The organism is Microbacterium sp. NPDC077663, from assembly GCF_044542795.1.
Classification (GTDB): Bacteria; Actinomycetota; Actinomycetes; order Actinomycetales; family Microbacteriaceae; genus Microbacterium.
Genome location: NZ_JBITVE010000003.1, coordinates 178,404 through 202,477, shown reverse-complemented (window position 1 = coordinate 202,477; position 24,074 = coordinate 178,404). Strand labels below are relative to the sequence as shown.

Sequence of the window (24,074 nt, the reverse complement as noted above, 5' to 3'; positions counted from 1 at the left end):
CGCGGCGGGGCCTTCGTCGTGTCCGGGTCACGCCCCGACGAGCTCCTTCTCCGCCGTCCGCGCCCGCTTGCGGGCGACGATCTTGCTGCGGATCGAGAACACCAGCACCGCCGCGAGCAGCGCGTACAGCGTGATCGAGATGGGGCCGTGGACGAGGACGGTGAAGTCGCCGTTCGCGCTCATCGCGGCATCCCGCAGGCTGGTCTCAGCCAGCGGGCCCAGCACCATACCGATGATGAGCGGGGCGAGCGGGAAGTCGAGTGCCCGCATGAGGAACCCGAGCAGTCCGATGGCCAGCAGCATCACGAGGTCGAAGGTCGACCCCGACGTGGCGTAGATGCCCAGGGCGCAGAAGAGGGTGATGCCGGCGTAGAGGTACGGACGCGGGATGAGGAGGAGCTTCGCCCAGAGCATCGCGAACGGCAGGTTCAGGATGAGGAGGACCACCATCGCGATGAAGAAGCTCGCCAGCAGCGCCCACACGAGGTCGGGAGCCCGATCGAACAGCAGGGGACCGGGCTGCAGGCCGTACTGCCGGAAGGCGGCGAGCATGATGGCCGCCGTCGCCGAGATCGGCAGGCCGAGCGCCAGCAGCGCGCCCATCGCCATACCCGTCGTCGAGTTGCCGGCCGCCTCGGGTGCGGCGAGGCCCCGGATGGCGCCCTTGCCGAACATCGGGTTCTTGCGCCGCTTGTCGAGACGCTTCTCGAGACCGTAGGCCAGGAAGGTCGGGATCTCGGAGCCGCCCGCGGGGACGACACCGAACGGCAGGCCGATGGCGGTGCCGCGCAGCCATGCGGGTGCGGCCTCCTTCAGCTCGCGACGGCTCAGCCATGGGCGACCGGTGGGCTTGATGAGCGCCTTGTCCGTCATGTGCCGCTCCAGGCAGGCGACGTAGATCACTTCGCCGAGCGCGAGGATCGCGACGGTGACGGTGACGAGCGAGATGCCGTCGAACAGGTTGGGGGAGTCCAGCGTGAACCGCGGCGCGCCCGAGACCCCGTCGATGCCGATGACCGCGATGCCGAGACCGATGAACAGCGACGTCAGGCCCTTGATCGCGCTTTCGGCGACGACCGACGAGGTCGCGGCGAACGCGAACACGGCGAGGGCGAAGAACTCCGCCGGTCCGAACCGGCTCGAGAAGTCAGCGAGCGCGGGAGCGACGAAGACGACGACGATCGAGGCGACCATGCCGCCGATGAAGGCGCCGATCGCCGCGGTCGCGAGGGCCTGGGCGGCACGGCCGTTCAGCGCCATCTTGTGTCCCTCGAACGTCGAGGCGATGGCGGATGCCTGGCCCGGCGTGTTCATGAGGATGCCCATCGTCGAATCGCCGAAGAGGCCGCCGAAGTACACACCGGCGAACATGATGAACGCGGCGGTCGGGTCGAGCGAGAACGTGACGGGCAGCAGCAGGGCGACGGCCATCGACGAGCCGAGGCCGGGGAGGACGCCGACCGCGGTGCCCAGGAGGCATCCGATCAGCACCCACAGCAGGTTCGCGGGGGTGAGGGCGCCGGCGAAGCCTTCGCCGAGGAGTGCGAGGACGTCCATGTCAGAAACCTCCGAGGATGCCGGACGGGAGGGGCATCCCGAGGGCCATGTCGAAACCGATGTAGGCGAGGGAGCTCAGAGTGAGTCCCACGATGAGGCCCTGCAGGGGCCGGGTCGCGCCGAAGGCCCGCGAGACGCACCAGAAGAGGAGTCCGGCCGCGAGGATCCAGCCGAGGACCTCGAGGAGGAAGGCGAACGCGAGGAAGGACAGCACGACCCAGGCGAATGAGCGCAGGTCGACGCGGACGGGGCGCGGCGCCTCCTCGCCGGCGCGCTCGGCCTCGAGTTCGGCGGTCAGCGCATCCGGCGTGGCGCGGACCTCGCGGATCGCACCGATCGCGAGGACGGCCGCGAACGCGTAGAGCCCCGCTGCGATGATCGCCGGGAAGAACTGCGGCCCGGGGAAGTCCGTACCCTCCGGCACGCGCATCGTGACGATGCCGATGACGAGGTACGTCGCGAACGCCGCCAGGATCAGCGGCATCGTGAGGCCCTTGAGCAGGGCGGCGAGATCCGGGCCCGAGACCACGCGCAGACGCTGGCCGACGACCGCCGACGCCGATGTGGGGTTGGTGGGGAAGCTCACAGGCCCATCTCCTCGTACAGTTCGCGGATGCGGACCTCTTCGTCCTTCAAGAACGCGTCGAGGTCGTCGCCGGTGATGATGCGCTCGGTCCAGTGGTAGCGCTCCATCGCGTCGGCCCATTCGGGGGTCGCGACGCTGTCGAGCACGAGCTCGGTGAGGGCCTGGCGCTCCTCGTCTTCGAGGCCGGTCGGGGCCGACAAGGACCGCCAGTTGGTGAGGGTGACGTCGTAGCCCTGCTCGACGGCGGTGGGGATCTCGATCCCCTCGATCGGCTCGTTCGCGACGAGCGCGAGCGCGCGCAGGCGTCCCGCCTCGATCTGGTCGATGTTGTCGGGGTACCCGCCCGCCGCGGCCTTGGCCGTGCCGTTCAGGAGAGCCTGGATGGCCTCTCCGCCGCCGTCGGAGGAGATGTAGGTCGTGTCCACCGGGTCGATACCGGCGGAGAGCGCAAGGTCGGTGACGACGAGCTGGTCGAACGAGCCGCCGCCGGTCCACGGGAGCGCCTTCGGATCCGCCTTCCATGCGTCGACGAGGTCGTCGAGCGTCTCGTACGGCGAATCCGCCGGCACAACGATGACGTCGTACTCCTCGACGACGACCGCGAGGGGGGTGACGTCGGCGAGGGTCGCGGCGGAGTCGAACTGGATCGTCGCGGCGAGCAGGCCCGTCCCGCCGACGAGCATGTTGTTCGGTTGGCCCTCGAGCACCGAGACGTTGCCGAGCGCGATCGTGCCGCCGGCGCCCGGCATGTTCACGACCTGCACGTTGTTCACGAGGCCGTTCGCCTTCTGCGCCTGCTGCAGTTCGCGGGCGACGCCGTCCCAGCCTCCGCCGGCGGCGGCGGGGGCGACGATCGTCATCGACGCGCCGACCTCGTTGCCGGTCGAGGCCGACACGACCGATCCGGTGGCGGCCGTGCCGATGGCGGCGGCGGCGATCGCACCACCGATGATCTTGCCCACCACGCTCCGGGTGCGGCGCGGCGGCGCGGGTGTGTCTGTCTGGGTCATCGTTGCTCCCTCCGCGCGGACGTCGTCGTCTCCGCGCGATCGAAATAGGATGACAGCGCGCGGCGACGGGCCGGCATCCGCCGTCAGTTGTTCTCTTAAACGCTCACGCGTCGCGCGACGGACGAGGAGTGGTGCACGATGGCGTCTCCGCTGCGGCCCCGCGCGGTGCGGTTGCTGTTGCTCGTGCTGCCCTCGGTCGTGACCCTCGCCGCACTGTCGGCCACCGTCGCGGTCGCGATGGACGTCCAGGAGCGCACGATCCGCGAGGCGACCGCCGAGCGTGTCATGGGCGTCGCGCAGAGCATCGCCGATCTCGAGGACGTGCGGGCGACGCTGTCGGCGGTGACGGATGCCGGGACCCCGGCCGACCTCGCCGACGCGGCCGACCTCGCCGCAGCCACGGCCGCGCTCCAGCCGCTCGCCGAGCTCGTCGCCGCCTCTGCGGGGGTGTACTACGTCGTGATCACCGACGACGAGGGGGGTGCGCATCACCCACCCCTCGGCCGCCGAGCGCGGCGTGCAGGTCGAGACGACGAATGCGCCGGTCCTCGCCGGAGAGACCTTCCTGGGTACCGAGCGCGGCGCGTCCGGACCATCGCTGCGGGCGAAGGTGCCCGTGCGGGCCGACGACGGGGGCGTCGTGGGGATGGTCGCAGTCGGCGTGCTCGAGTCGAGCATCGCGGAGGACCGCGATCACGCGCTCGCCGGGCTCCTGCCGTGGGGGATCGGCGCGCTGATCGTCGCGACGCTGGCGAGTTCCGCCCTCACGGCGGCGGTCGAGCGCCGCTTCCGGCGGGCGGATGCCGTGGCCGCCGAGAATGCGCAGATGAGCCGGACGACCGCTGCGCTGCGGGAGCAGTCGCACGAGTTCGGGACGCGGCTGCACGTCATCCACGGGCTGGTCTCGCGCGGTGACGCGGCCGCCGCGCTCGACTACATCGAGGACGTCGTCCCGGTGAGGTCGGCCGGCGGTGGATCGGCCGGAGGGGAGCCGGTCGCGGAGGCGACGATGCACGCGGTGCGCGCCGAACTGCTCGACCTCGGTGCCCAGGCGGAGTTCGACCTCGCGCTGCAGGGTGATCTCGACGAGGGCGCCGTCTCGGTGGTGACGAACCTCTGCCGCAACGCCGCCGAAGCGGGCGCGACGCGCGTGCGATGCGTGCTGCTCGACGAGGAAGGGCGCCTGCGGGGGGCGGTCGAGGACGACGGTCCGGGGATCGATCCGCGGGTCGCGGGGCGGATCTTCGGCCAGGGCTTCTCGACGAAGGACGACAGGACCGGCTTCGGACGCGGCTACGGTCTCGACCTCGTCCGCCGCACGGTCACTTCGCGCGGCGGCACGGTCGAGGTCGGTCCCTCGCCGCTCGGCGGCGCACGGTTCGCCTTCGAGATGGAGCGGGTGTGAGCGCCGAGCCGATCCGGGTGCTGGTCGTCGACGACGATCGGGGCGCCCGCGCGCTCCATTGCCGTTTCGTCGATGCCGTACCCGGTTTCACCGTGGTGGGTGCCGCCGGCACGGGGAGGGATGCGATCGCGCAGACCGCGGCGGGGGTCGACCTCGTGCTGCTCGACATGCGGCTCCCCGACATCAGCGGTGTCGAGGTGCTGCACCGCCTGCGGATCGTCGGCGAGAGCGGGCCCGACGTGCTCGTGATCAGCTCCTCCCACGACCAGACCACCGTCCGACAGGCGCTCGCCGCGCGCGTGGTCGGCTACCTCGTGAAGCCGTTCACCGAAGCCGCCCTGCGGGAGCGTCTGGAGCGGTACCGCGAGGAGCGACAGGCCCGAACGGATGCCGGGCGCGACCGCCCGCTCGTGCAGGCGGAGATCGATCGGCTGTTGGCGACCGGCGGCATCCGGACCGTTCAGGCGTCCACCGGCGGATCGCGCCCGCTGCCCAAGGGGCTCGCCGCCCCGACGCTGGCGCGAGTGCTCGACGCGCTCGACTCCGTCACGGGGCGCTCGGTGCTCGACGTCGCGACCGCGTGCGAGATGTCGCGCGCGACCGCGCACCGTTATCTGGCGCACCTTGCCGAGTCGGGCGCGATCGCGGTGTCGCACCGCTACGGCCGGCGCGGCCGCCCCGAGGTGCTGTACCGCATCGCGCCCGCCTGACCCGGGCGGGAGACATCGATGCGCGCTCAGCCGGGGAACGCCTCCCGGTAGATCGCGTCGAGCTCGGGGGAGTCCACGTTGCTGAAGCCGCAGGTGGCGATGACGCCGTCGGTCGCCGCGATCAGGTAGGTCGTGCCGTCCTCGAAGACGATGGGCGCACCGTCGATCACCGAATCCTCGCCCTGGGCGACCTCGACCGTGTCGGCGATGTCGCCGGCGAATCGGTCGTCGACGGTCAGCGTGACGACGCCGTCCTCGATCGAGGTCACGGTGGCGCGGAACGCGTCCTCGGCCTGCCCGATGATCTCGGGCGTGATCTGCGCGCACGATGCGCTCAGCCCGCCGTCCGGGGCGAGCTCGAGCTGCGTCGGTGCCGCAGGCGGCGTGAGCGCCATCGGCAGCACGAAGGCTGCGGCGGCCGCGGCGACGAGGATGCCGCCGCCGGCGAGGAGCCAGTCGCGGCGGGGAGTGCGGGCGCCCACGGGCGCGGGGTCGGTGCGGGTCATGGTGTCCTCCGTCAGTCGGGTGAGCTCGTCGTCGCGCAGCGGCGCGAGCGACGCGGAAGGATCGGCGCGACGGATCAGCCGTCGCAGGTCGTCCTGGTCGTGGTCGGTCATCGTCCGCTCCTCTCCTTCACTTCGACATGTCCGGCGGATGCCGCTTCCTTACGCCACGCGTCGGCGAACTTCTTGCGCGCGCGGTGCAGTCTGACGGTGGCGGCGTTGGCGCTGATGCCGAGCACGACCGCGATCTCGCGGGGCTCGAGCTGCTCCCATGACCACAGGCGCAGCATCTCGGCATCCGCGGGTCGCAGCGAGCGCAGCACGAGTCGCACGGCGTCGTCGACGCCATCGTCGGCGACGGGCGCCGCCTCGTGCGGCGGGTCGAGGGTGCGGATGCGGTTGCTCAGCCGATCCCGCCGGCGCGCCGCGCGTTCGGTGTTGGCCAGCTGCAACCGTGCGACGCCGATCGCCCAGGCGATGTGCTCGGCGGGGATGTCGTCGAGGCGTCGCCACAGGGCGAGGAGCGTCTCGGAGACGACGTCGTCGACGTCCGCCGCGTGTGCGCGTCGGTCGACGTAGCGACGCACGGGCTCGATGACGTCGCGGGCGATCTCCTCGAAACGCCGGCGACGGTCTGCGTGCGACATGGCCCCCATGCTCCTGCATGTCCGGCACGACGCCCGTTCTTACGCGCCGGTGTCGTCCCGTGCGGGGATCTCGAGGAGGCGCAGGAAGTCCTCGAACAGACCCTCCATGTCGACGGCGTCCGGGTCGAGCAGCCACTGCAGCTGCAGGCCGTCCATCATCGCCGTCACGAGCTGGCCGACACGCTCCGGGTCGAGGTCGCTGCGCAGTTCCCCCCGCTGCTGCAGGCGCGAGAACGACTCGTCGTCCTGATGCCGGATCGCGCGGTAGCGCTCGCGGAACGACTCGTGGGCGGGATGCTGCGGGTCTGTCGCCTCGGCCGAGAGGACGACGTGCAGCGCGACGAGCCCGGGGGAGCGGGTGTTGCGGGCCACCTGTTCGCGCATCGTGTCGACGAAGCCGACCCCCGCCGCCTCCGACTCCTCGCGGCGGTGGCGGTCGATCTCGTCGCGTTCGGCGATGGTGGCGGCGAGCAGGCCCACCTTCGACCCGAAGTGGTGGAGCAGGCCGGCATCCGAGATGCCGACGCGTCGAGCGATCTCGCGGAGCGACGTGCCCCGGTAGCCCTGCTCGCCGAACACCTCGACGGCGGTCTCGAGGATCGTCGATCGTCGTTTGTCGCCCCGCACCCGACGCAGGTCGGGTCGCGCGGGCTGGTCGATGGGGGTCTCTTCGGCTGCGTTGCTCATGGCCTGCTCTCTTGCGAGGTCGGTTGCCGTCAGTCTATGCTCAACAAACTAAGCGAGCAGTTGCTAAGTTAGTTTTCCGACCAGCTGCCGCTGCGTCAAGACTCGATGAGGAGGAACCCGTGAAGATGCGCAACAAGGCACTCGCGTTCGGTGCGATCGGCGTGGTGGGCATGCTGGCCCTGGCCGGATGCGGCCGCGCGGACGACGCCGGCCCGACGACCGGCGGCGAGGCGGCGACGGTCGACGACTCGCCCGCGACGGGCGAGATCGAGATCTGGGCGATGGGCGAGGAGGGTGAGAACCTCGGCGACTTCGCCGACGCGTTCATCGAGGAGAACCCCGATGCGAGCGTGACCGTCACCTCCATCCCGTGGACCGACGTCATGACCAAGTACCAGACCGCCGTCGCCGCGGGCACCGTCCCCGACGCGATCATGATCGGCTCGTCGCTGCTGCCCTCGATGGTCGCCGCGGGTGGCCTCGCGCAGGTCCCCGACGACCTCGTCGACGACGATTCCTTCAACGAGACCGCGCTCGAGTCGACCGAGGTCGAGGGCACCGCCTACGCCGTGCCGTGGTACGTCGAGACCCGTGTCATGTACTACCGGACCGATCTCGCCGAGCAGGCGGGGGTCGAGGCCCCGAAGACGTGGGATGACCTCACCGCGTTCGCGAAGGCGATGAAGGAGAACGGATCGGACTACGGCGTCCAGCTGCCGATGGGCGACGCCGAGGACTCGACGCAGGTCATTCTGCCGTTCTACGCGCAGGCCGGCGGCGACGTGCTGAACGACGACGGCACCGCCTACGCCTGGGACGAGGCGGCGCTCACCGATGCGCTGGAGTACTACGCCTCGTTCTTCACCGAGGGCCTCGCGCCGATGTCGGGGTACGGCGACGAGCAGACGGCGGCCTTCGCGAGCGGATCCAACCCGGCATTCATCTCGGGCCCGTGGATGGTCGGCGTGCTCGGTGACCAGGAATCGCCGGAGTGGGTCGACCAGAACGTCGGGACCGCGCCGGTGCCGGCGGGGGCGGACAACAACGACTCGTACCTCGGCGGTGGACACCTCGGCGTGTTCGAAGACGCCGACAACGCCGACGGCGCCTGGAAGCTCATCAAGTGGCTTTCCGAGCCCGAGACGCAGCAGCAGTGGTTCGAGACGGTGAACGCTCTCCCGGCCGTCACGTCGGCGCTCGACTCCGAACCGTTCACCTCGGACCCGCGACTGTCCGTCCTGAACGAGCAGCTCGAGAACACCGTGGCTCCGCCGTCGGTGCCGAGCTGGAACGAGATGTCGGCCTTCATCGAGACCGAGGCCGAGAAGGTCGCCAACGGCAGCAGTGCGGCGGATGCGGCATCCGCCATCGTCGCCAAGGCCGAATCGCTCGGCACGGGCTGGTAAGCACGATGGCGCTCGCCTCGACGAGCGCGGCTGGGCGGCGAGGAGGATTCGCCGCCCAGCGGCGCCGTACCGCAGTGGTGGCGTGGCTGTTCGCTCTGCCGTTCCTCGTCGTCTTCGCGGTTTTCATGCTCGGCCCGCTGCTGGGCTCGTTCGCGATGTCGTTCACCGACCTCGGGGTGCGGGATCTGCGCTCGCCGTTCTCGGTCAACGTGATCGGGTTCGACAACTTCGTCGCGCTGTTCCAGGACGAGCTGTTCGTGAAGTCGATCGTCAACACCTTCTATTTCGTCGGTGTCGGCATCCCCCTCACGATGGCGCTCGGTCTGCTGCTCGCGGTCGCGCTGAACTCCGGCATCGAGAAGTTCCGCAGTGTCTTCCGGGTCGGGTTCTACACCCCGGTCGTGACCTCGATCGTCGCGGTCGCCGTGGTGTGGAAGTTCATCCTGCAGGACTCGGGGCTGCTCAACACCGTGCTGTCGTGGGTGGGCATCGACGGTCCGGACTGGCTGAACGACCCGTTCTGGGCGATGCCTTCGATCATCGCGATGGGCGCCTGGCGCAACATGGGCACGCTCATGATCATCTTCCTGGCGGGACTGCAGGCGATCCCGCGGGACGTCTACGAGGCCGCCGAGGTCGACGGGGCGAGCGCGTGGCGGCGCTTCACGAGCATGACGCTGCCGCTCATGCGGCCGACGCTCCTGCTGGGGGCCGTGCTGCTCTCGGTCGGCTTCCTGCAGGTCTTCGAGGAGCCGTTCGTCATGACGCAGGGCGGACCGCTGAATTCGACCCTCACCATCAGCTACTACGTCTACAACCAGTTCGGATACGGCGACTACTCGCTCGCGTCCGCGGCGGCCTACGTGCTGTTCGCGTTCATCGCGGCGCTGTCGGCCGTGCAGTTCCGACTGCTGCGATCGAAGGACAACTGACATGGCGATCACGACGGTGACCGAGCCCGACAAGGCCGCGGTGACGACGGATGCCGCGCCCCGCCGGCGCCGGCGTTCGCCCGGTTGGTCGCGGGGTGCCACCTACCTCGCACTGACGGTCGGGCTGATCCTGACCCTCGCGCCGTTCATGTGGATGCTGCTGGGCAGCTTCAAGACGCAGGGGGAGCTGCTGCAGCGGCCCATCACCTGGTGGCCCGAGCAGGCGACGCTCGACAACTACTCGCGGTGGCTGACACAGCTGAACTACGGGCAGTTCTTCCTGAACTCGGTGGTCGTCGCGCTCGTCGTGGTGGTCGGCAACATCGTGTTCTGCTCAATGGTCGCCTACGCGCTCGCGAAGCTGGAGTTCCCCGGCAAGAAGGTGCTGTTCGGCCTCGTGCTGCTGACTCTCATGGTGCCGGGCGTGGTGACCCTCGTGCCGATGTTCGTCCTCGTCGCGAACATGGGCCTGGTGAACACCTACCCGGCGCTCATCCTGCCGTTCCTCGCGGGGCCGCTCGGGGTGTTCCTCATGCGGCAGTTCATCATGGGCGTGCCCGACGCGCTCATCGAGGCGGCGCGCATCGACGGGGCGGGGGAGTGGCGCATCTTCCTGCGCGTCGTGCTGCCGCAGTGCGGCCCGCCGATCGCGACGCTCGCGATCCTCACCTTCCTCGGCTCGTGGAACAACTTCCTCTGGCCGCTCGTGGTGGCGCAGACCGAGCAGATGTACACCCTTCCCGTCGCGCTGTCGCTCTACTCGGTCGGCTCGAACGGCACCTACTACGGGTTGCTGATGGCGGGGTCGGTCCTCGTAGTCACGCCGATCCTGCTGCTGTTCCTGTTCCTGCAGCGCTACTTCGTACAGGGCATCGCGATGACGGGGCTCAAGTAGGTCAGCGGATCTCGAACGAGATCGCCTGCAGCACCTCGGTGCGCGAGGACGGCCCGATGAGCAGCTCGAACTCACCCGGCTCCACGATGCGGTCACCGGCGGCATCCACGATCGTGCACTCGGAGGCGGGCAGCTCGATCTCGACCGTCGCCTCCGCGCCGGGCGCGAGGTCGACGTGGCGGTACGCCTTGAGCTCGCGGTCGGCCCAGCTGACCGAGGTCACCGTGTCGCGCACGTAGACCTGGACGACCTCCTGAGCGGGGCGCTCGCCGGTGTTCCGCAGCGTGATCCGCGCACGGACGGTGTCTGCGGCGGAGACGACGGGTGTCAGGACCTCGGGCTCGTCGTACTCGACGGTCGTGTACGAGAGGCCGTCGCCGAAGGCGAACGCGGGTTCCTGCGTGAGGTCGGCGTAGCGGTCGCCGTGCTGACCGCGGATCTGGTTGTAGTACGTCGGCTGCTGCCCGGCGTGACGGGCGAAAGAGATCGGCAGGCGTCCGGCCGGCTCGATCTCGCCGAGCAGGAGCTCCGCGATCGCGCGTCCGCCCTGCATGCCCGGGTTCGCGACCCAGACGACGGATGCCTCGCGCACCGACTCCGGCAGGACGAGCGGCTTCGACGCCATGAGCACCACGACGAGCGGCGTACCCGTCGCCGCGAGCGCGTCGAGGAGGGCCCGCTGGCCGCCGATGAGCTCGAGCGTCGCGGTGGACCGGCCCTCGCCGACCTGCTCGATCCGGTCGCCCACGACGGCGACGACCACGTCGGAGCGCTCCGCCAGGGCGACCGCCTCGGCGATCTCGGCGTCGTTCGGGTCGCTCGGGACGACGACCGGCGGGCGCGGCTGGCCGTCGGGGAACGTCCCGGCGGGGTCGTCGGTGAGGCGGAGGATGTCCGCTCCCCGTGCGTATTCGACCGTCGCGCCTGCACGCTCGCGCAGTCCGTCGAGGACCGTCGTGATCTGCGCACGCGGGTGGCCGTCGGGCATCCAATCGACCTGTCCGGAGGAGCCCGCCCAGTCGCCCAGCTGGGTCTGGGCATCGTCGGCGAGCGGGCCGACGACGGCGATCCGACGGGTGTCGGGGGCGAGGGGGAGCGTGCCGTCGTTGCGCAGCAGCACGAGCGAGCGACGGGCGACCTCGAGATTGAGGTCGGTGTGCGAGCCGCGGGCGACGACCGAGGCGATGCGCTCCCGGTCGGGCAGGCGCGGGTTCTCGAACAGCCCGAAGCGGAACTTCAGCGACAGGATGCGCGAGACGGCCTGATCGACGTCGGCCTCGGTCAGCATCCCGCGGTCGACGGCCTCGAGCGCGCCGGAGAAGAACCCCGGCGTCGTCATGATCATGTCGTTGCCGGCCTTCACGGCGGCGGCCGCGGCGTGCACGAAGTCGGGCTGCACCTTCTGCTCCCAGACCATGCGTCCGACGTTGTCCCAATCGGTGATGAGCGTGCCGGTGTAGCCCCACTCGCCACGGAGGACGTCGCTGAGCAGCCAGTCGTTCACCGTGATCGGCACGCCGTCGGTGGTCTGGTAGCCGAGCATGAAGGTGCGGCATCCCTCCCGCGCGACGCGTTCGAACGGAGGCAGGAACCAGGAGCGCAGCTTGCGGCGCGAGATGTCGGCCTCGCTCGCGTCGCGTCCGCCCTGGGTCTCGGAGTACCCGGCGAAGTGCTTCGCCGTCGCGAGGATCGCGTCGGGGTCGTCGAGGCCGTCGCCCTGATAGCCGCGGACCATGGCCGAGGCGAGCTCGCCGATGAGGAACGGATCCTCGCCGAACGTCTCGTTCACGCGTCCCCAGCGCAGGTCGCGCGCGATGCAGAGGACGGGGGAGAAGGTCCAGTGGATGCCGGTGGCCGCCACCTCGGCGGCGGTCGCTTTCGCGACCTGCTCGACGAGCTCGGGATCCCAGGTGGACGCCATGCCGAGCTGGGTCGGGAAGATCGTCGCGCCCTCCCAGAAGGAATGCCCGTGGATGCAGTCCTCGGCGACCAGCAGCGGGATGCGCAGACGGGTCTGCGCGGTGAGCTCGGCGGCGCGGAGGACCTTTTCGGGCGACGTGTGCAGGATCGAGCCGGCGTGACGCTCGTGCACGATGTGCTCGAGGTCGTCGCGCGCGTCGAACTGCATCATCTGCCCGACCTTCTCGGGGAGCGTCATGCGTCCGAGCAGGTCGGCGACCCGCTCCTCGACGGTCCGTGCGGGGTCGAGGTAGGGGGCGGCCTGCAGGTCGACGACGGTCATGCGGTGGTGTCCTTCGAGGTGGTGAGGTGCGTCGAGGCGGGCGCGCGGACGACGGTGACGGCGTCGTTGACGTTCAGCCCCTTCTTCTTCATGGCACGGGCGCGTTCCCCGGCCGAGCGGAGCCGCGGGTTCACGTACTCGTCGATGCCGAAGTTGATGAGCGAGAGCGCGACGCCGATCGCGGCGATGCACAGGCCCGGAGGCAGGTACCACCACCACTGGTTCTGCCGGAACGCGCCCTGGGCGCTCGCCCAGTTGAGGATGGTGCCCCAGTTGTACGTGTTCACGGGGATGACGCCGATGTACGAGAGCGTCGTGAGGCCGAGGATCGCGGCGGTCACGGTGCCGACGAAGCTCGCGGCGATGAGCGCCATGAGGTTCGGGAGCATCTCGACGGCGATGATGCGGCGCAGCGGCTCGCCGTTGGCGCGCGCAGCCTGGATGAAGTCGCGGTTGCGCAGCGACATCGTCTGGGCGCGGAGGACGCGGGCGCCCCATGCCCAGCCGGTGATGCCGAGCACGGCGGCGATGAGCACGAGCGGCGGCTGCTCGAACATCGAGGCGACGATGATGATGAGCGGCAGGCCCGGGATGACGAGGAAGACGTTCGTGAGGGCCGACAGTCCCTCGCTCTTCCAGCCGCGGACGTAGCCGGAGACCACGCCGACGACGATCGCGATGACCGTCGCGATGATGGCGGCGAGGAAGCCGACGACGATGACGCCGCGCGTGCCGTGGATGACCTGGCTGAGGACGTCCTCGCCGATGTGGGTCGTGCCGAGCCAGTGCTCGGCGGACGGCGGCTGGAACCGGGCGGTGTTGTCGACCTGGGTGGGCGAGAACGGCGCCAGGACGTCGGCGAAGATCGCGATGAGGACGAAGAAGCCGAGGATCGCGAGACCGGTGATCGACTTGGCGTTCCGGAACATCGCGAACGCCGCGCCCAGGCGCGACCAGAACGTGTTCGGGGTCGGCTCCTGCGTGCGGGCCATGCGGATGGTGGCGGTTGCGGTCATGTCAGGCCTCCGTCTGGCGGGTGCGCGGGTCGAGGAACGCGTAGGCGATGTCGGCGAGGATGTTCGCGACGAGCACCGACAGCGTGATCACGAGGAACACGCCCTGCATGAGCGCGTAGTCCTTCGCGTTGGTGGCGTCCAGCAGCAGCTTGCCGACACCGGGGTAGCTGAAGACCATCTCCATGACGATCGTTCCGCCGACGATGAAGCCGATCGACAGGGCGAAGCTCTGGATCTGGGGGAGCACCGCGTTGCGGGCGGCGTAGCGCCAGAGGACGCGCGAGTTCGGCATCCCCTTGGCCTGCGCGACCGTGATGTAGTCCTCGTCGAGGACCGTGAGCATCATGTTGCGCATACCGAGCATCCAGCCGCCCAGTGAAGCGATGATGATCGTCACCGCCGGCAGGGTGCCGTGGTGGATCACCTGGCCGATGAACTCGGGGGTGAACTCGGGGGAGTAGCCGACGCCGTAGGCCTTGCCGATCGGGAACCACTTGAGGTTCACCGCGAAGAGGGCGATGGCCAGCAGGCCCAGCCAGAAGTAGGGGATGGTGCTGAGGAACGTCGTGATCGGGATGAGCACCTCGGAGCGGCTGCCTCGACGCCAGCCGATGATGGCGCCGCCGATCGTGCCGATGAGGAACGAGACGATCGTCGCGAAACCGACGAGGCCGACCGTCCACGGGAGCGACTGGGCGATGACCTCGGTGACGGGGCGGAGGCCGTGCAGGAGCGAGACGCCGAGGTCGCCGCGCAGCATGAGACCCCAGTAGTCGAGGTACTGCTGCCAGAGGGACTTGTCGGTGTCGATGCCGAGCAGGGCGCGCAGCGCGTCGGCCGCCTCGGGGGTGACGTTGCGGTTGCGGGCGAGGTACTGGTCGACCGCGTCGCCCTTCATGAACCGCGGCAGGAAGAAGTTGATCGTGATCGCCGCCCACAGCGTGAACAGGTAGAAGAGGGCGCGGCTGCCGAGGAAGCGCCACGGGATGCGGGTGCGTCCCTTGACGGCGGCGGTGGCGGTCGTGCCGACCTCGAGGGCATCGGAGCTCTCGACGGGCGGCTGCGGCTGGACGGCGGTCATCGGGCACCTCCGGGCAGTCCCGGAGCCGACGCGAAGTGGCTCTCGGGGTCGGGCGACGCAGCGCGGAGCTCCTGCGTGTACGGGTTCTGCGGGCGCAGGATCACGTCGTCGGCGGTGCCGCTCTCGACGACCCTGCCCTGGTTGAGGACGAGGATCTCGTCGCTGAAGTGCCGCGCGGTCGCGAGGTCGTGGGTGATGTAGAGCACCCCGAGCCCCTCTTCGCGCTGGAGGTCGGCGAGCAGGTTCAGCACGCCCATGCGGATCGAGACGTCGAGCATCGACACGGGCTCGTCGGCGACGAGCAGACGGGGGCGGGATGCCAGGGCCCGGGCGATCGCGACGCGTTGCCGCTGCCCGCCCGAGAGCTCGTGCGGTCGGCGGTCGATGACCGAGTCGGGGTCGAGGCGGACCCGCTCGAGGAGGCGGCGGACCTCGTCTTCGACCTCGCGCCCCGGGACGACGTTGTCCAGGCGCAGCGGACGCTCGACGTGGTGGCGGATCGAGTGGTACGGGTTCAGGGACGCGAACGGGTCCTGGAACACCATGCGCAGCTGCTGCCGGTAGGCGCGCAGGCCCTTACCGCGGCGGGGGATGGGGGCGCCGTCGAGCCGCACCTCGCCGCTGGTGGGGGTCTCGAGCTGCGTCAGGATCTTCGCGATCGTCGACTTGCCGCTGCCGGACTGGCCGACGAGGCCGATGGTCTGGCCGGACGTCAGGGTGAACGACACGTCGTCGAGGGCCTTCATCTGGCCGGCGCCGCGGACGTGGTACACCTTCGTGACGCCGTCGAATTCGAGTGTGGTCATCGGACGACGACCCCCCTTTCACCGGTCAGTCGCGGGAACGAGGACAGCAGGGTGCGCGTGTACTCGTGCTGCGGGGCGGTCCAGATACGCTCGGCGGTGTCGATCTCGACGATCTCGCCCTCGCGCATGATGGCGATGCGGTCGCTGATTTCGAGCAGAAGCGGCAGGTCGTGGGTGATGAAGATGACGGAGAAGCCGAACTCGTGACGCAGTTGCGAGATCTGCTTGAGGATCTCGCGCTGGACGAGCACGTCGAGCGCGGTGGTCGGCTCGTCCATGACCATCAGCTGCGGGCGCAGGGCGAGCGCCATCGCGATCATGACGCGCTGGCGCATGCCGCCCGAGAGCTCGTGCGGGTAGGAGCGGCTGCGGGCGGCGCCGACCTTGACGATCTCGAGGAGCTCGTTCACGGCGTCGCGCCGCGCGGCGCGGTTCATGTCGGGGCGGTGCACCTCGAAGACGTCGGACAGCTGCGAGCCGATCGTCGCGACCGGGTTGAGGGCGTTCATCGCGCCCTGGAAGACCATGGAGATCTTGTCCCAGCGGAAGCGGCGCATCTCCTCGGGGTCGAGGGAGTTGACGTCGATGTCCTCGCCAGAGGCGTCGCGGAAGACGACGGAACCGCTCGAGATGACGGCGGGCGCCTTGAGCAGGCGCTGCACGCCGTAGGCGAGGGTCGTCTTGCCGCATCCGCTCTCGCCGGCGAGCCCCAGGATCTCGCCGCGGCGCAGGTCGAGGCTGACGTTCTTGACGGCTTCGACCGGGGGGTCGACGTCGTAGACGACCGAGAAGTCGTCGATGGACAGTAACGAATCGCGCATCGGTGCGTGCTCGCTTTCGTGGAGGTGAGCAGGGGCGGTGGGGCGGATGCCGCCGGGCTCAGCGGCATCCGCCCCACCACTCGGTCGGGTTACTCGGCGGGCGTCAGCTTCGTCAGGATCTGCACGACAGCGGGCTGCGTCGGGTCACCTGCGGCGTACTGGTCGTCCTCCGAGGGCCAGCCGACGTAGTTGCGGGTGTTGAACTCGCCGAGCAGCGGGTGCGCACCCAGCGGGATCGCCGGGACGTTCTCGACGAACGCCTTCTGCAGCACGGCGCTGGCCCCCGCGCGCTCCTCGTCGGAGCTCGCGTTGGAGTAGGTGTTCAGCGCCTCGGTCACCTTCGGGTCGTCGAAGCGGCCGAAGTTGAACGACGCCTTGTCGTCGACGATCCACTTCGGGTCCATCGTCGACGTGTACAGGCCGTACGCGTTGCCGGTGTCCTCGAGCCAGTGGATGATCGCGTCGAAGTCGCCTTCCTGGCGGGCGGCGTCCCAGCCGCCCCAGTCGGGCTGGTCGACGTTGACCTTGATGCCGAGCGCCTTGTCGAGCTCCTCGGAGATGAGGGCCTGCTCCGTGTTCCAGTCGCTCCAACCGGCGGGGACCGAGATCGAGAACTCTACGGGCTCGCCGTCGGGGTCGGTCAGGGTGCCGCTGTTCCAGGTGTAGCCGGCGTCCTCGAGGACCTCCTTCGCCTTGTCGACGTCGACGGAGTAGTTGTCGTCCTTGTACTCGTCGATGATCTCGCTCTCGAGCACGGAGCTGAGGCCGGTCTTGTTCCAGATCGCCTCGCTCGCGCCTTCGCGGGCGATGTCGACGTAGGCCTGACGGTCGATCGTCCACGCGAGCGCCTCGCGAAGGGCGGGGTCGTTGAACGGCTTCTTCTGCAGGTTCATGAACAGCGTGCCGGCGCCCGGGGTCGGCGAGACGAGGAACACGTTGTCCGGGTCGGCGTCGAGGTAGCTCTGCTGGATCTGCGGGATGAACGCCTGCGCCCAGTCGGCGTCGCCGGTCGCGAGCGCGGTCGTGAGGGCCGCGTTGTCGCCGTAGGAGACGTAGTTGAGCTGCGGCACGGCCAGGTCGCCGCCCCAGTAGTCGGGGTTGGCGGTCAGCGAGACCGACTCGGTCGACCAGTTGGAGAGCACGTACGGACCGGTGCCGACGACCTTGCCCTCATCGGTGAGGGGGTCGGTGTTGGGGTCGGCGATGTCCTTCCAGATGTGCTCCGGGACGATCGGGGTGTGCAGGACGCGGCCCTGGGCGGTGAACTTCGAGCTGCCGAAGCTGATCACCACGGTGTCGCCGTCGGCCTGCACGTCGGTGATGCCGAGCGCGCCGGTGTCGGTGAGCTTGCCGCTCAGGTACTGGTTGAAGGTGAAGACGATGTCGTCGGCGGTGAAGTCCTCGCCGTCGCTCCACTTCACGCCGCTGCGGGGCGTGACGGTGAGCTGCGTGTAGTCGTCGTTCCACTCGACCGTCTCGGCGAGCCACGGGGTGGTTCCCAGGTCGCCGGTCGGGTTGACGAGGGCGAGGGGCTCGAAGATGACCTTGCCGTAGCCGTACTTGTTGGCGGACGAGTCGCCCAGGTACGGGTTGTGGGATTCGGTCGTGATGGCGCCGTCGGGCTTGGCGATCGTGAGGGCGGCTCCCGTGCCGGTGCCCCCGGAGTTGTTGTTGGTGTCCCCGCCACCGGCGGCGCAGCCGGTGAGGATGAGTGCCGCGGTGAGACCGGCGGCGGCGAGGGAGGTCTTCAGCCTCATTGCTTCTCCTTCATCTGTGGTTCCCGGCGCCGCGTTCAGACCTCCGAAGGAGTGCCACTCGGCGCTGAGTGTGATTGCATGGATTAACTTACGATCTAGTAAGTAAGTTTTCAAGCGCGGTTATCGAAGCGTTGTCGAAGCCCTGCGTACAATCTGCTCCAGCATCGAGGAAGAGGTGGAACATGGTCGACGTCCGTCGCCAGCCGCGGTCGCGGCCCGAGACGATCGCGCGCCGTCGCGTGATCCTGGATGCCGCGCTCGACATCTTCGGTGCCAAGGGGTACTCGGGTGGCACGCTGCAGGACATCGCCGACCAGGTCGGCATGACGCACGCGGGGATCCTCCACCACTTCGGGTCGAAGGATCAGCTGCTGCTCGAGGTGCTGACTCGGCGTGACGAGACGGACGTCGCTGACCTCGAGGATCAGCACATCCCCGGGGGGATCGACCTGTTCCGGCACCTCGTGCGAACGGCTTTCGCGAATGCGCGCCGCGCCGGGATCGTGCAGGCGTTCGCGGTGCTCTCGGCCGAGTCGGTGACCGACGATCACCCGGGCCGGGCCTACTTCGAGGAGCGGTACCGCAACCTGCGGCTCGAAGTCACGACCGCCTTCGAGCGGGTGTGCGTGGAGCGGGGGATCACATCTCCGGGATCGATCGCCGCCGGTGCGGCCGGCATCCTCGCGGTCATGGACGGCCTACAGGTGCAGTGGCTGCTCGATCCGAGCGCGATCGAATTGGGTCCCGCGTCGGAGTTCGCGATCGAGGCGATCGTCGCGGCCGTGCTCGAGCCGCGTGAATCGGTGCTGGGAGATGCACGACCCGTCACGGCACGTACGGAGTCGACGAGTAGTCGAGCGTGACGACGAGCTCGCCGTCGCTGGTGGTGGCGAACGCCGAGATGGTGCGCGGATCGAAGACGTTCCCGGCGATCAACAGCTGCGGCGTCGTCCCGAGATCGTCGGCGAGTTCCTCGGCGCTCGTGCCGTCGGTGGGCGTCAGGGTGAGGGTGCGCGAGCACCCGCCGCTGCCGCATCCGATCGTCTCGGACGAGACGGTGACCGTGGTCGGGAGCGCGAGGGCGGATGCCGGCGGTACGTCGCCCTCGTCGGCGAGCACCATGAGCCACGCGACGCGGAGGCCGTAGGCGAGGATGGCCGCCGCGACGAGGCTGAGCGAGACGATCAGGACGATCGTTCGTCGGGGATTCTCGGCGGCACGCACGTGTCCACGGTAAGGCGCCAAAGAATTTCGCGGGTGATGTCGATTTCTTCGTGGCCCGTTCGACGCGATAGTGAGAGGGACGAGATCGCGTCCCCGGACTGAGGAGAAGACGATGAAGCACATGCTGATCATGCGGGCCACCCAGGCAGCCGTGGAGAACTACGAGAACATGGATTTCGAGGCGGTCATCAACGCCACGGGCGCATACAACGAGGCGATGATGAAGGCGGGCGTGCTCGTCGCGGGCGAGGGTCTTGCGCCCGAGGCCGGGTACGTCGTGGACTTCTCCGGCGAGACGCCGGTCGTGAGCGACGGCCCTTACGGCGAGATCCACGAGCTGTTCAACGGGTTCTGGATCCTGCAGACGGCGACCGCCGAAGAGGCGATCGAATGGGCGAAGCGGGCGCCGCTGACGCCGGGCAACAAGCTCGAGGTGCGTCGCGTGACCGACGAGTCGGACTTCGCGGACTACGCGGACAACGAGTACATCCAGAAGGAGAAGGGCTGGCGCGGCGAGCAGGCCGAGAGCGCGGGCGCCTGATCCGATCATGAGTGATGCTCGGCGTGGGGTCGAGGCCGTCTGGCGCATCGAGGGCGCGCGGATCGTGGCATCCGTCGCCAAGATGACGGGCGACCTCGGCCTCGCCGAGGACGTCGCTCAAGAGGCTCTGGTGGAGGCGTTGAGTGCGTGGTCGCGCGACGGCGTGCCGGCGAACCCGGGCGCGTGGTTGACGACGGTCGCGAAGCGGCGGGCGGTGGATGCCTGGCGCCGCCGCTCTGCGCTCGACGGCCGGTATGCCGGGATCGCGCGGGAGCTCGACGAGGCGGTGGATGCCGAGTGGGAGCCGATCGACGACGACATGCTCCGGCTGGTGTTCACCGCGTGCCATCCCGCGTTGTCGCGCGAGTCTCAGGTCGCGCTGACGCTGCGGGTGGTGGCGGGGCTCACGACGGAGGAGATCGCGCGGATGCTGCTGACGTCGGTGCCGACGGTGCAGGCGCGGATCACGCGGGCCAAGAAGACGTTGTCGGCGGCGGGGGTGCCGTTCGAGACCCCCGACCCGTCGGAATGGAGAGCGCGCCTCGGTGCCGTCCTCGGCGTCATCTATCTCGTGTTCACCGAGGGCTACGCGGCGACTGCGGGCGACCGGTGGGTGCGTCCGGATCTCGCGGACGAGGCGATCCGCCTCGGGCGGGTGGTGTCGGGCCTGTTGCCCCGCGAGCCCGAGGCGCTGGCTCTGCTCGCGTTGATGGAGTTCCAGCGGTCGCGGTTCGCCGCGCGGGAGTCCGCGTCGGGCGGTGCGGTGCTGCTGGCGGATCAGGACCGGTCGCGATGGGATCGTGGGCAGATCGCCCGGGCGGTGGACGAGCTAGGACGAGCGGATGCCGCGGCCGCTGCGCGCGGGATCGTTCGCGGCCCGTACGCCTTGCAGGCGGAGATCGCCCGGTGTCATGCGCTGGCGCCGAGCGTGGCGGAGACCGACTGGGGCCGGATCGTGCTCCTGTACGAGATCCTCGGGCGGGTTGCGCCCGGTCCGATGGTGGAGCTGAACCGGGCCGCGGCGGTCTCGATGGCGGTCGGCCCGGCGGAGGCGTTGGCGATCGTGGAGGATGTCGAGCGGTCGGGCGCGCTGCGGGGGTCGCATGTGATCCCGAGTGTGCGGGGTGAGTTGCTGGCCCGCTTGGGGCGGGTGGCGGAGGCACGTGCCGAGCTGCTGGCGGCGGCGGAGCTGACCGCGAACACGGTTCAGCAGGGGGTCTTGCGGAACAAGGCGGCGAGCCTGGAGGCGGGGGCGTAGTCGGGGCGGCGAGAGGTCGGCGGCCGCGCTGTGCGAGTCGGATCCGCGACGAACGACGGTCGTAGTGCGTTACGTCTGTCGCCTGGCTCGCAGTGCATGCTCTGCCGCGTCCACGTAGGTGGTGAAGAGGTCCGTCACGTCGCGGAGTCGCGCGGCGGCGCTCGGGCTGTCCGATAGACGCTCGGCGGCTTCGAGTGTCCGGATGAAGGTACGGGTGCGCTCGTGGCTGGCCGCAAGAAGCTGCTCGAACCCGCCGGCAGCCTCGATGAGCAGCCTCCTGCTACCCGGCTGTGGGAGCGTCCTCGCCAACCCCCAGGACACGAGTTCCCGGACAGCAGCGCTGACGGCACCTGAACTCAGGGAGAGGGCTTCGCGCAACTGCTCCGAACTCGACGCCTCACCCCGCAGAAGAAGATAGCCGTACACGCGTCCGGTAGACCGAGAGAGATGCCAGGTCGCCAGGATGTCTCCCATGGCGTTGATGAACTGATGCTGGTCGCTGGACATCACGGTCGCCTCTCCAAGTCCGCGCTTGTCCACTCCTCGAGGATGCCGAGGAGTGCACGCGTGCTCTGCTCAGGCGCGTCCCACGTCACGATGTGCCCAGCCCTCGGGATGACATGCTCGGCGACGCCTTGGAAGGCGGCCCATCGAGGCATTGCGCTCGCGATGTTTCCCGTGCGGTCATCAGCACCACGGATGAGGGCCAGCAACACGTCGGCGCGAGTCTGAACCTCGGGATCGACGAACGACACCGTTGTTTTCCACACGTCCAAGAATCTCGACTTCGGCATCCGTGCGAACAGCGCCTCTGCCCGGGCAACAGCCTCTGGCGTCACTGCCGAGGCCCGCGCCATCAGACTCGGCAACTGCCGGGCCGGAACGAGCGCCAGAGCTGGCGCGGCGACACGAAGCGCGAGGCGCTCGACCATCGAGAGTGGGCCGACGTTCCACGTGGAGTCGATGACGATGATGCCTCGAACTCGATCGGGATGTTCACGCGCGAAAGCCTGCACGACATTTCCTCCGAGCGAGTGGCCCACGAGTATCGCTCGCTCCGTCCGGCACTCGAGGAGCAGAGCGTCAAGGTCGCCGGGCGCGTCCCGAGCCGCGAAGCGGGCCCCGTCGGCGAGCGTGGACTGTCCGTGCCCGCGCATATCCCAGACGATCACGCGATAGCCATGGTCGATGAGAGCGGCGGCCTGCACCTCGAACATCGAGTGATCAAGGCCCGCACCATGAGTCAGAACCACCGGAACACCATGATCGCCCGAGTCCGCATACGCGATGACGGAACGCGGACGATCCATGCGTCGACTCAAATTCATCATTTTCTGAGAATAGTGCGGGGGTGGGTCTCTGCTCGGCAGTCCACGGCAGAGCAGAGTGAGGCGGGGAAGCCAGACTCGCCTCAGAAGGGTGCGGGTCCCGCTGGCGATGCGGGCGGTGGTGGTTCGGCGGGGGTGAAGGCGACGGCCGGGGTGGGTGCGTCTTCGCGATACGTTCTGCCGAGGGGTGAGGTCCATTCCAGGACGCCACCCTTCAGTTGTCGGACCCGCCAGGCGGTGAACTGCTTCATCGAGTGGTGCCGTTGGCACAGGTGGGCAAGGTTGGAGAGTTCGGTCTTCCCGCCGAGGGCGTGGTCGTGGGTGTGATCGACCTCGCAGCGGATCGCGGCGACCCGGCATCCGGGGAATCGGCAATGCTGGTCGCGCGCTTGCAGGAACCGGCGCATCCCCGACGCGACCCGGTAGGAGTCCGTCGACAGGGTGACCCCGCTGGTCGGGTCGGTGAACAGGCGCTCCCAGATCCCGGTGCCTCCCGCGAGGGTGCGTGCGCTTGTCGGGTCGATGGGCGACCGGCCCGTCAGGCCGCAGGGGCCGTCGTCGTCTCCGATGAGTGTCACGGCGGGCACGAGGACCTGGACGCGGGCGCGGATCGCCCCCAGTGGCCCGGCGGTGGTGTCGCGGGTGTCGTCGAGCGCGGGGGTTCCGGCGAGGAGGAGGTCGGCGAACACGTCCGCGCGTACCTGGTCAGTGGACCGGTGGTCGGTCGCGATCACGTCGGCAGCGTCGTCACGGCCGACGGCGTGCGCTGCGGCGCGTTCGTCGCGGGTGTCGATGATCGCCCGGGCCTGCTGCGTCAACCGGTCGTGGATCCCCTCGGCGATCACGGTCGGGAGAGTCGCGATCAGATCGCTCATCCCATCGCGCCCCGGAACCAGCCGGACGCACCGTGTCGCGGCCGCCTCCTCGTGCCGTTCGGCGAACGAGCGGGGGTGCATCCGGTGCGCGAGGATCTCCAACTCCCCTCGCACCCGGTTCGGGGTGTCCTGCTCGCACCGGGTGATCGCGACCTGTTCGAACTCCGCCCACAGTTCCGCGGGCAGCGAGGTTCCGGTCTCGACGATCAAGAAGGCGTGGCCGCGGACGATCCGTCCCTGCTCCCACGCTTCGACCGTCACGGGGAACCCTTCGATCAACGTCCGGGCTTCTCCGATGCGGCGTTGCACGGTCCTATCGGTCACGCGCATCACTCCGCCGACTTCCGCCGCGATCGACCGCAACGCCATGTCGTGCACCTGCACGCGAGCGTTCCGTTGGGCGACCTGCGCCTCCGCCAACCGGCCCGCCGCAGCGAGCATCCGGAGCTCACGGATCTGCACGCGAGCAAGCTCCAGACCCAGGTCGCCAGCGTCCGCGACGATACCCGCCAAGGAGGCGAGATAGTCCTCACCACCAGGGTTTTTCACCGCATCCGTCATACCTGAACTCTGCCACCGGCCACCGACATCCACCCCCTCAGAACCGCGCGAAAGCACCGGTTATGCACACCCCGTCAATGAGAGTCCTCTCATCTTTCCGCCGACGTGTCGGGTCGCCTCAAGATCTCCCGAGGACGACCCACGTGCCGGATTCGGACGAATCCGCCGGATTCGGATCGCCACCGTGAATCCGGGCCGAATCCGAGGTACATCTCCGAATCCGCGC

The 24,074-nt window shown here is 69.3% G+C and carries 25 protein-coding genes; 8 read left to right on the top strand and 17 right to left on the bottom strand.

Annotated features, from left to right (window positions below; genetic code table 11):
• Window positions 1–27: 27 nt before the first annotated feature.
• The 4 genes from ACIGEP_RS13705 to ACIGEP_RS13690 form a co-directional block, all read right to left on the bottom strand.
• Window positions 28–1,557 carry a tripartite tricarboxylate transporter permease gene (locus ACIGEP_RS13705; protein ID WP_396662191.1) on the bottom strand — a complete coding sequence of 510 codons (1,530 nt, stop codon included), beginning with the start codon at window positions 1,555–1,557 and terminating at the stop codon, window positions 28–30.
• 1 nt (window position 1,558) lies between these two features.
• On the bottom strand, window positions 1,559–2,143 hold the full coding sequence (locus tag ACIGEP_RS13700) for a tripartite tricarboxylate transporter TctB family protein (RefSeq protein WP_396662190.1): 585 nt from the start codon (window positions 2,141–2,143) through the stop codon (window positions 1,559–1,561).
• Window positions 2,140–3,153, bottom strand: a complete 1,014-nt coding sequence (locus tag ACIGEP_RS13695) for a tripartite tricarboxylate transporter substrate binding protein (protein WP_396662189.1) — start codon at window positions 3,151–3,153, stop codon at window positions 2,140–2,142. The genes ACIGEP_RS13700 and ACIGEP_RS13695 overlap by 4 nt, the downstream gene beginning before the upstream one ends.
• A gap of 95 nt (window positions 3,154–3,248) precedes the next feature.
• Entirely contained in the window at window positions 3,249–3,554 is a 306-nt protein-coding gene (locus ACIGEP_RS13690; protein ID WP_396662188.1) for a hypothetical protein, read from the bottom strand.
• 80 nt (window positions 3,555–3,634) lie between these two features.
• Here ACIGEP_RS13690 and ACIGEP_RS13685 point away from each other — a divergent pair, with 80 nt between their 5' ends.
• Window positions 3,635–4,558, top strand: a complete 924-nt coding sequence (locus ACIGEP_RS13685) for a sensor histidine kinase (RefSeq protein WP_396662187.1) — start codon at window positions 3,635–3,637, stop codon at window positions 4,556–4,558.
• Window positions 4,555–5,268: a response regulator gene (locus ACIGEP_RS13680; RefSeq protein ID WP_396662186.1), complete on the top strand. Its 714-nt coding sequence runs from the start codon at window positions 4,555–4,557 to the stop codon at window positions 5,266–5,268. The genes ACIGEP_RS13685 and ACIGEP_RS13680 overlap by 4 nt, the downstream gene beginning before the upstream one ends.
• A 26-nt stretch (window positions 5,269–5,294) precedes the next feature.
• Here ACIGEP_RS13680 and ACIGEP_RS13675 read toward each other — a convergent pair whose 3' ends face one another.
• Genes ACIGEP_RS13675 through ACIGEP_RS13665 form a run of 3 tightly spaced genes read right to left on the bottom strand, consistent with a single transcriptional unit; the run spans window position 5,295 to window position 7,105 of the window.
• Window positions 5,295–5,885: a hypothetical protein gene (locus ACIGEP_RS13675; RefSeq protein WP_396662185.1), complete on the bottom strand. Its 591-nt coding sequence runs from the start codon at window positions 5,883–5,885 to the stop codon at window positions 5,295–5,297.
• On the bottom strand, window positions 5,882–6,418 hold the full coding sequence (locus ACIGEP_RS13670) for an RNA polymerase sigma factor (RefSeq protein WP_396662184.1): 537 nt from the start codon (window positions 6,416–6,418) through the stop codon (window positions 5,882–5,884). The genes ACIGEP_RS13675 and ACIGEP_RS13670 overlap by 4 nt, the downstream gene beginning before the upstream one ends.
• A 39-nt stretch (window positions 6,419–6,457) precedes the next feature.
• A complete protein-coding gene (locus ACIGEP_RS13665; protein WP_396662183.1) occupies window positions 6,458–7,105 on the bottom strand; it encodes a TetR/AcrR family transcriptional regulator in 648 nt (215 codons plus the stop codon).
• 125 nt (window positions 7,106–7,230) lie between these two features.
• Between ACIGEP_RS13665 and ACIGEP_RS13660 the strand changes: the two genes are divergently transcribed.
• Genes ACIGEP_RS13660 through ACIGEP_RS13650 form a run of 3 tightly spaced genes read left to right on the top strand, consistent with a single transcriptional unit; the run spans window position 7,231 to window position 10,338 of the window.
• The gene (locus tag ACIGEP_RS13660) at window positions 7,231–8,511 is read left to right on the top strand and encodes an extracellular solute-binding protein (RefSeq protein WP_396662608.1); all 1,281 of its coding nucleotides are present in this window, start codon (window positions 7,231–7,233) and stop codon (window positions 8,509–8,511) included.
• Window positions 8,512–8,516: 5 nt separating this feature from the next.
• Window positions 8,517–9,443, top strand: coding sequence for a carbohydrate ABC transporter permease (locus ACIGEP_RS13655; protein ID WP_396662182.1), 927 nt, complete (start codon window positions 8,517–8,519; stop codon window positions 9,441–9,443).
• 1 nt (window position 9,444) lies between these two features.
• Window positions 9,445–10,338 (top strand): carbohydrate ABC transporter permease, encoded by an 894-nt coding sequence (locus ACIGEP_RS13650; protein ID WP_396662181.1) that lies wholly within the window; start codon window positions 9,445–9,447, stop codon window positions 10,336–10,338.
• A 1-nt stretch (window position 10,339) separates the two neighbouring features.
• Here ACIGEP_RS13650 and ACIGEP_RS13645 read toward each other — a convergent pair whose 3' ends face one another.
• The 6 genes from ACIGEP_RS13645 to ACIGEP_RS13620 all read right to left on the bottom strand — a co-directional run bounded on the left by ACIGEP_RS13645 (window position 10,340) and on the right by ACIGEP_RS13620 (window position 18,061).
• Entirely contained in the window at window positions 10,340–12,580 is a 2,241-nt protein-coding gene (locus ACIGEP_RS13645; protein ID WP_396662180.1) for a glycoside hydrolase family 3 N-terminal domain-containing protein, read from the bottom strand.
• On the bottom strand, window positions 12,577–13,596 hold the full coding sequence (locus tag ACIGEP_RS13640) for an ABC transporter permease (protein WP_396662179.1): 1,020 nt from the start codon (window positions 13,594–13,596) through the stop codon (window positions 12,577–12,579). The genes ACIGEP_RS13645 and ACIGEP_RS13640 overlap by 4 nt, the downstream gene beginning before the upstream one ends.
• Before the next feature lies 1 nt (window position 13,597).
• Complete coding sequence (locus tag ACIGEP_RS13635; protein ID WP_396662178.1) at window positions 13,598–14,677, bottom strand: ABC transporter permease; 1,080 nt, start codon at window positions 14,675–14,677, stop codon at window positions 13,598–13,600.
• A complete protein-coding gene (locus ACIGEP_RS13630) occupies window positions 14,674–15,483 on the bottom strand; it encodes an ABC transporter ATP-binding protein (protein ID WP_396662177.1) in 810 nt (269 codons plus the stop codon). The genes ACIGEP_RS13635 and ACIGEP_RS13630 overlap by 4 nt, the downstream gene beginning before the upstream one ends.
• Window positions 15,480–16,304: an ABC transporter ATP-binding protein gene (locus ACIGEP_RS13625; RefSeq protein ID WP_396662176.1), complete on the bottom strand. Its 825-nt coding sequence runs from the start codon at window positions 16,302–16,304 to the stop codon at window positions 15,480–15,482. Before ACIGEP_RS13625 ends, ACIGEP_RS13630 begins: the two co-directional genes overlap by 4 nt.
• Before the next feature lie 89 nt (window positions 16,305–16,393).
• The gene (locus ACIGEP_RS13620; RefSeq protein WP_396662174.1) at window positions 16,394–18,061 is read right to left on the bottom strand and encodes an ABC transporter substrate-binding protein; all 1,668 of its coding nucleotides are present in this window, start codon (window positions 18,059–18,061) and stop codon (window positions 16,394–16,396) included.
• Window positions 18,062–18,243: 182 nt separating this feature from the next.
• On the opposite strand from ACIGEP_RS13620, the gene ACIGEP_RS13615 reads away from it, so the two are divergent.
• Window positions 18,244–18,924: a TetR/AcrR family transcriptional regulator gene (locus ACIGEP_RS13615; RefSeq protein WP_396662173.1), complete on the top strand. Its 681-nt coding sequence runs from the start codon at window positions 18,244–18,246 to the stop codon at window positions 18,922–18,924.
• Here ACIGEP_RS13615 and ACIGEP_RS13610 read toward each other — a convergent pair.
• The gene (locus ACIGEP_RS13610) at window positions 18,887–19,285 is read right to left on the bottom strand and encodes a hypothetical protein (protein ID WP_396662172.1); all 399 of its coding nucleotides are present in this window, start codon (window positions 19,283–19,285) and stop codon (window positions 18,887–18,889) included. The two genes, ACIGEP_RS13615 and ACIGEP_RS13610, sit on opposite strands and share 38 nt — an antisense overlap.
• Before the next feature lie 112 nt (window positions 19,286–19,397).
• Between ACIGEP_RS13610 and ACIGEP_RS13605 the strand changes: the two genes are divergently transcribed.
• The gene (locus tag ACIGEP_RS13605; protein ID WP_396662171.1) at window positions 19,398–19,826 is read left to right on the top strand and encodes a YciI family protein; all 429 of its coding nucleotides are present in this window, start codon (window positions 19,398–19,400) and stop codon (window positions 19,824–19,826) included.
• Between the two features lie 7 nt (window positions 19,827–19,833).
• Window positions 19,834–21,084, top strand: coding sequence for an RNA polymerase sigma factor (locus ACIGEP_RS13600; RefSeq protein WP_396662170.1), 1,251 nt, complete (start codon window positions 19,834–19,836; stop codon window positions 21,082–21,084).
• A gap of 69 nt (window positions 21,085–21,153) precedes the next feature.
• On the opposite strand, the gene ACIGEP_RS13595 is transcribed toward ACIGEP_RS13600, so the two are convergent.
• The 3 genes from ACIGEP_RS13595 to ACIGEP_RS13585 all read right to left on the bottom strand — a co-directional run bounded on the left by ACIGEP_RS13595 (window position 21,154) and on the right by ACIGEP_RS13585 (window position 23,848).
• A complete protein-coding gene (locus ACIGEP_RS13595; protein ID WP_396662169.1) occupies window positions 21,154–21,591 on the bottom strand; it encodes a GbsR/MarR family transcriptional regulator in 438 nt (145 codons plus the stop codon).
• Window positions 21,591–22,394: an alpha/beta fold hydrolase gene (locus ACIGEP_RS13590; RefSeq protein WP_396662168.1), complete on the bottom strand. Its 804-nt coding sequence runs from the start codon at window positions 22,392–22,394 to the stop codon at window positions 21,591–21,593. The genes ACIGEP_RS13595 and ACIGEP_RS13590 overlap by 1 nt, the downstream gene beginning before the upstream one ends.
• A 101-nt stretch (window positions 22,395–22,495) precedes the next feature.
• Window positions 22,496–23,848: a DUF222 domain-containing protein gene (locus tag ACIGEP_RS13585; RefSeq protein WP_396662166.1), complete on the bottom strand. Its 1,353-nt coding sequence runs from the start codon at window positions 23,846–23,848 to the stop codon at window positions 22,496–22,498.
• Between the last annotated feature and the right edge of the window lie 226 nt (window positions 23,849–24,074).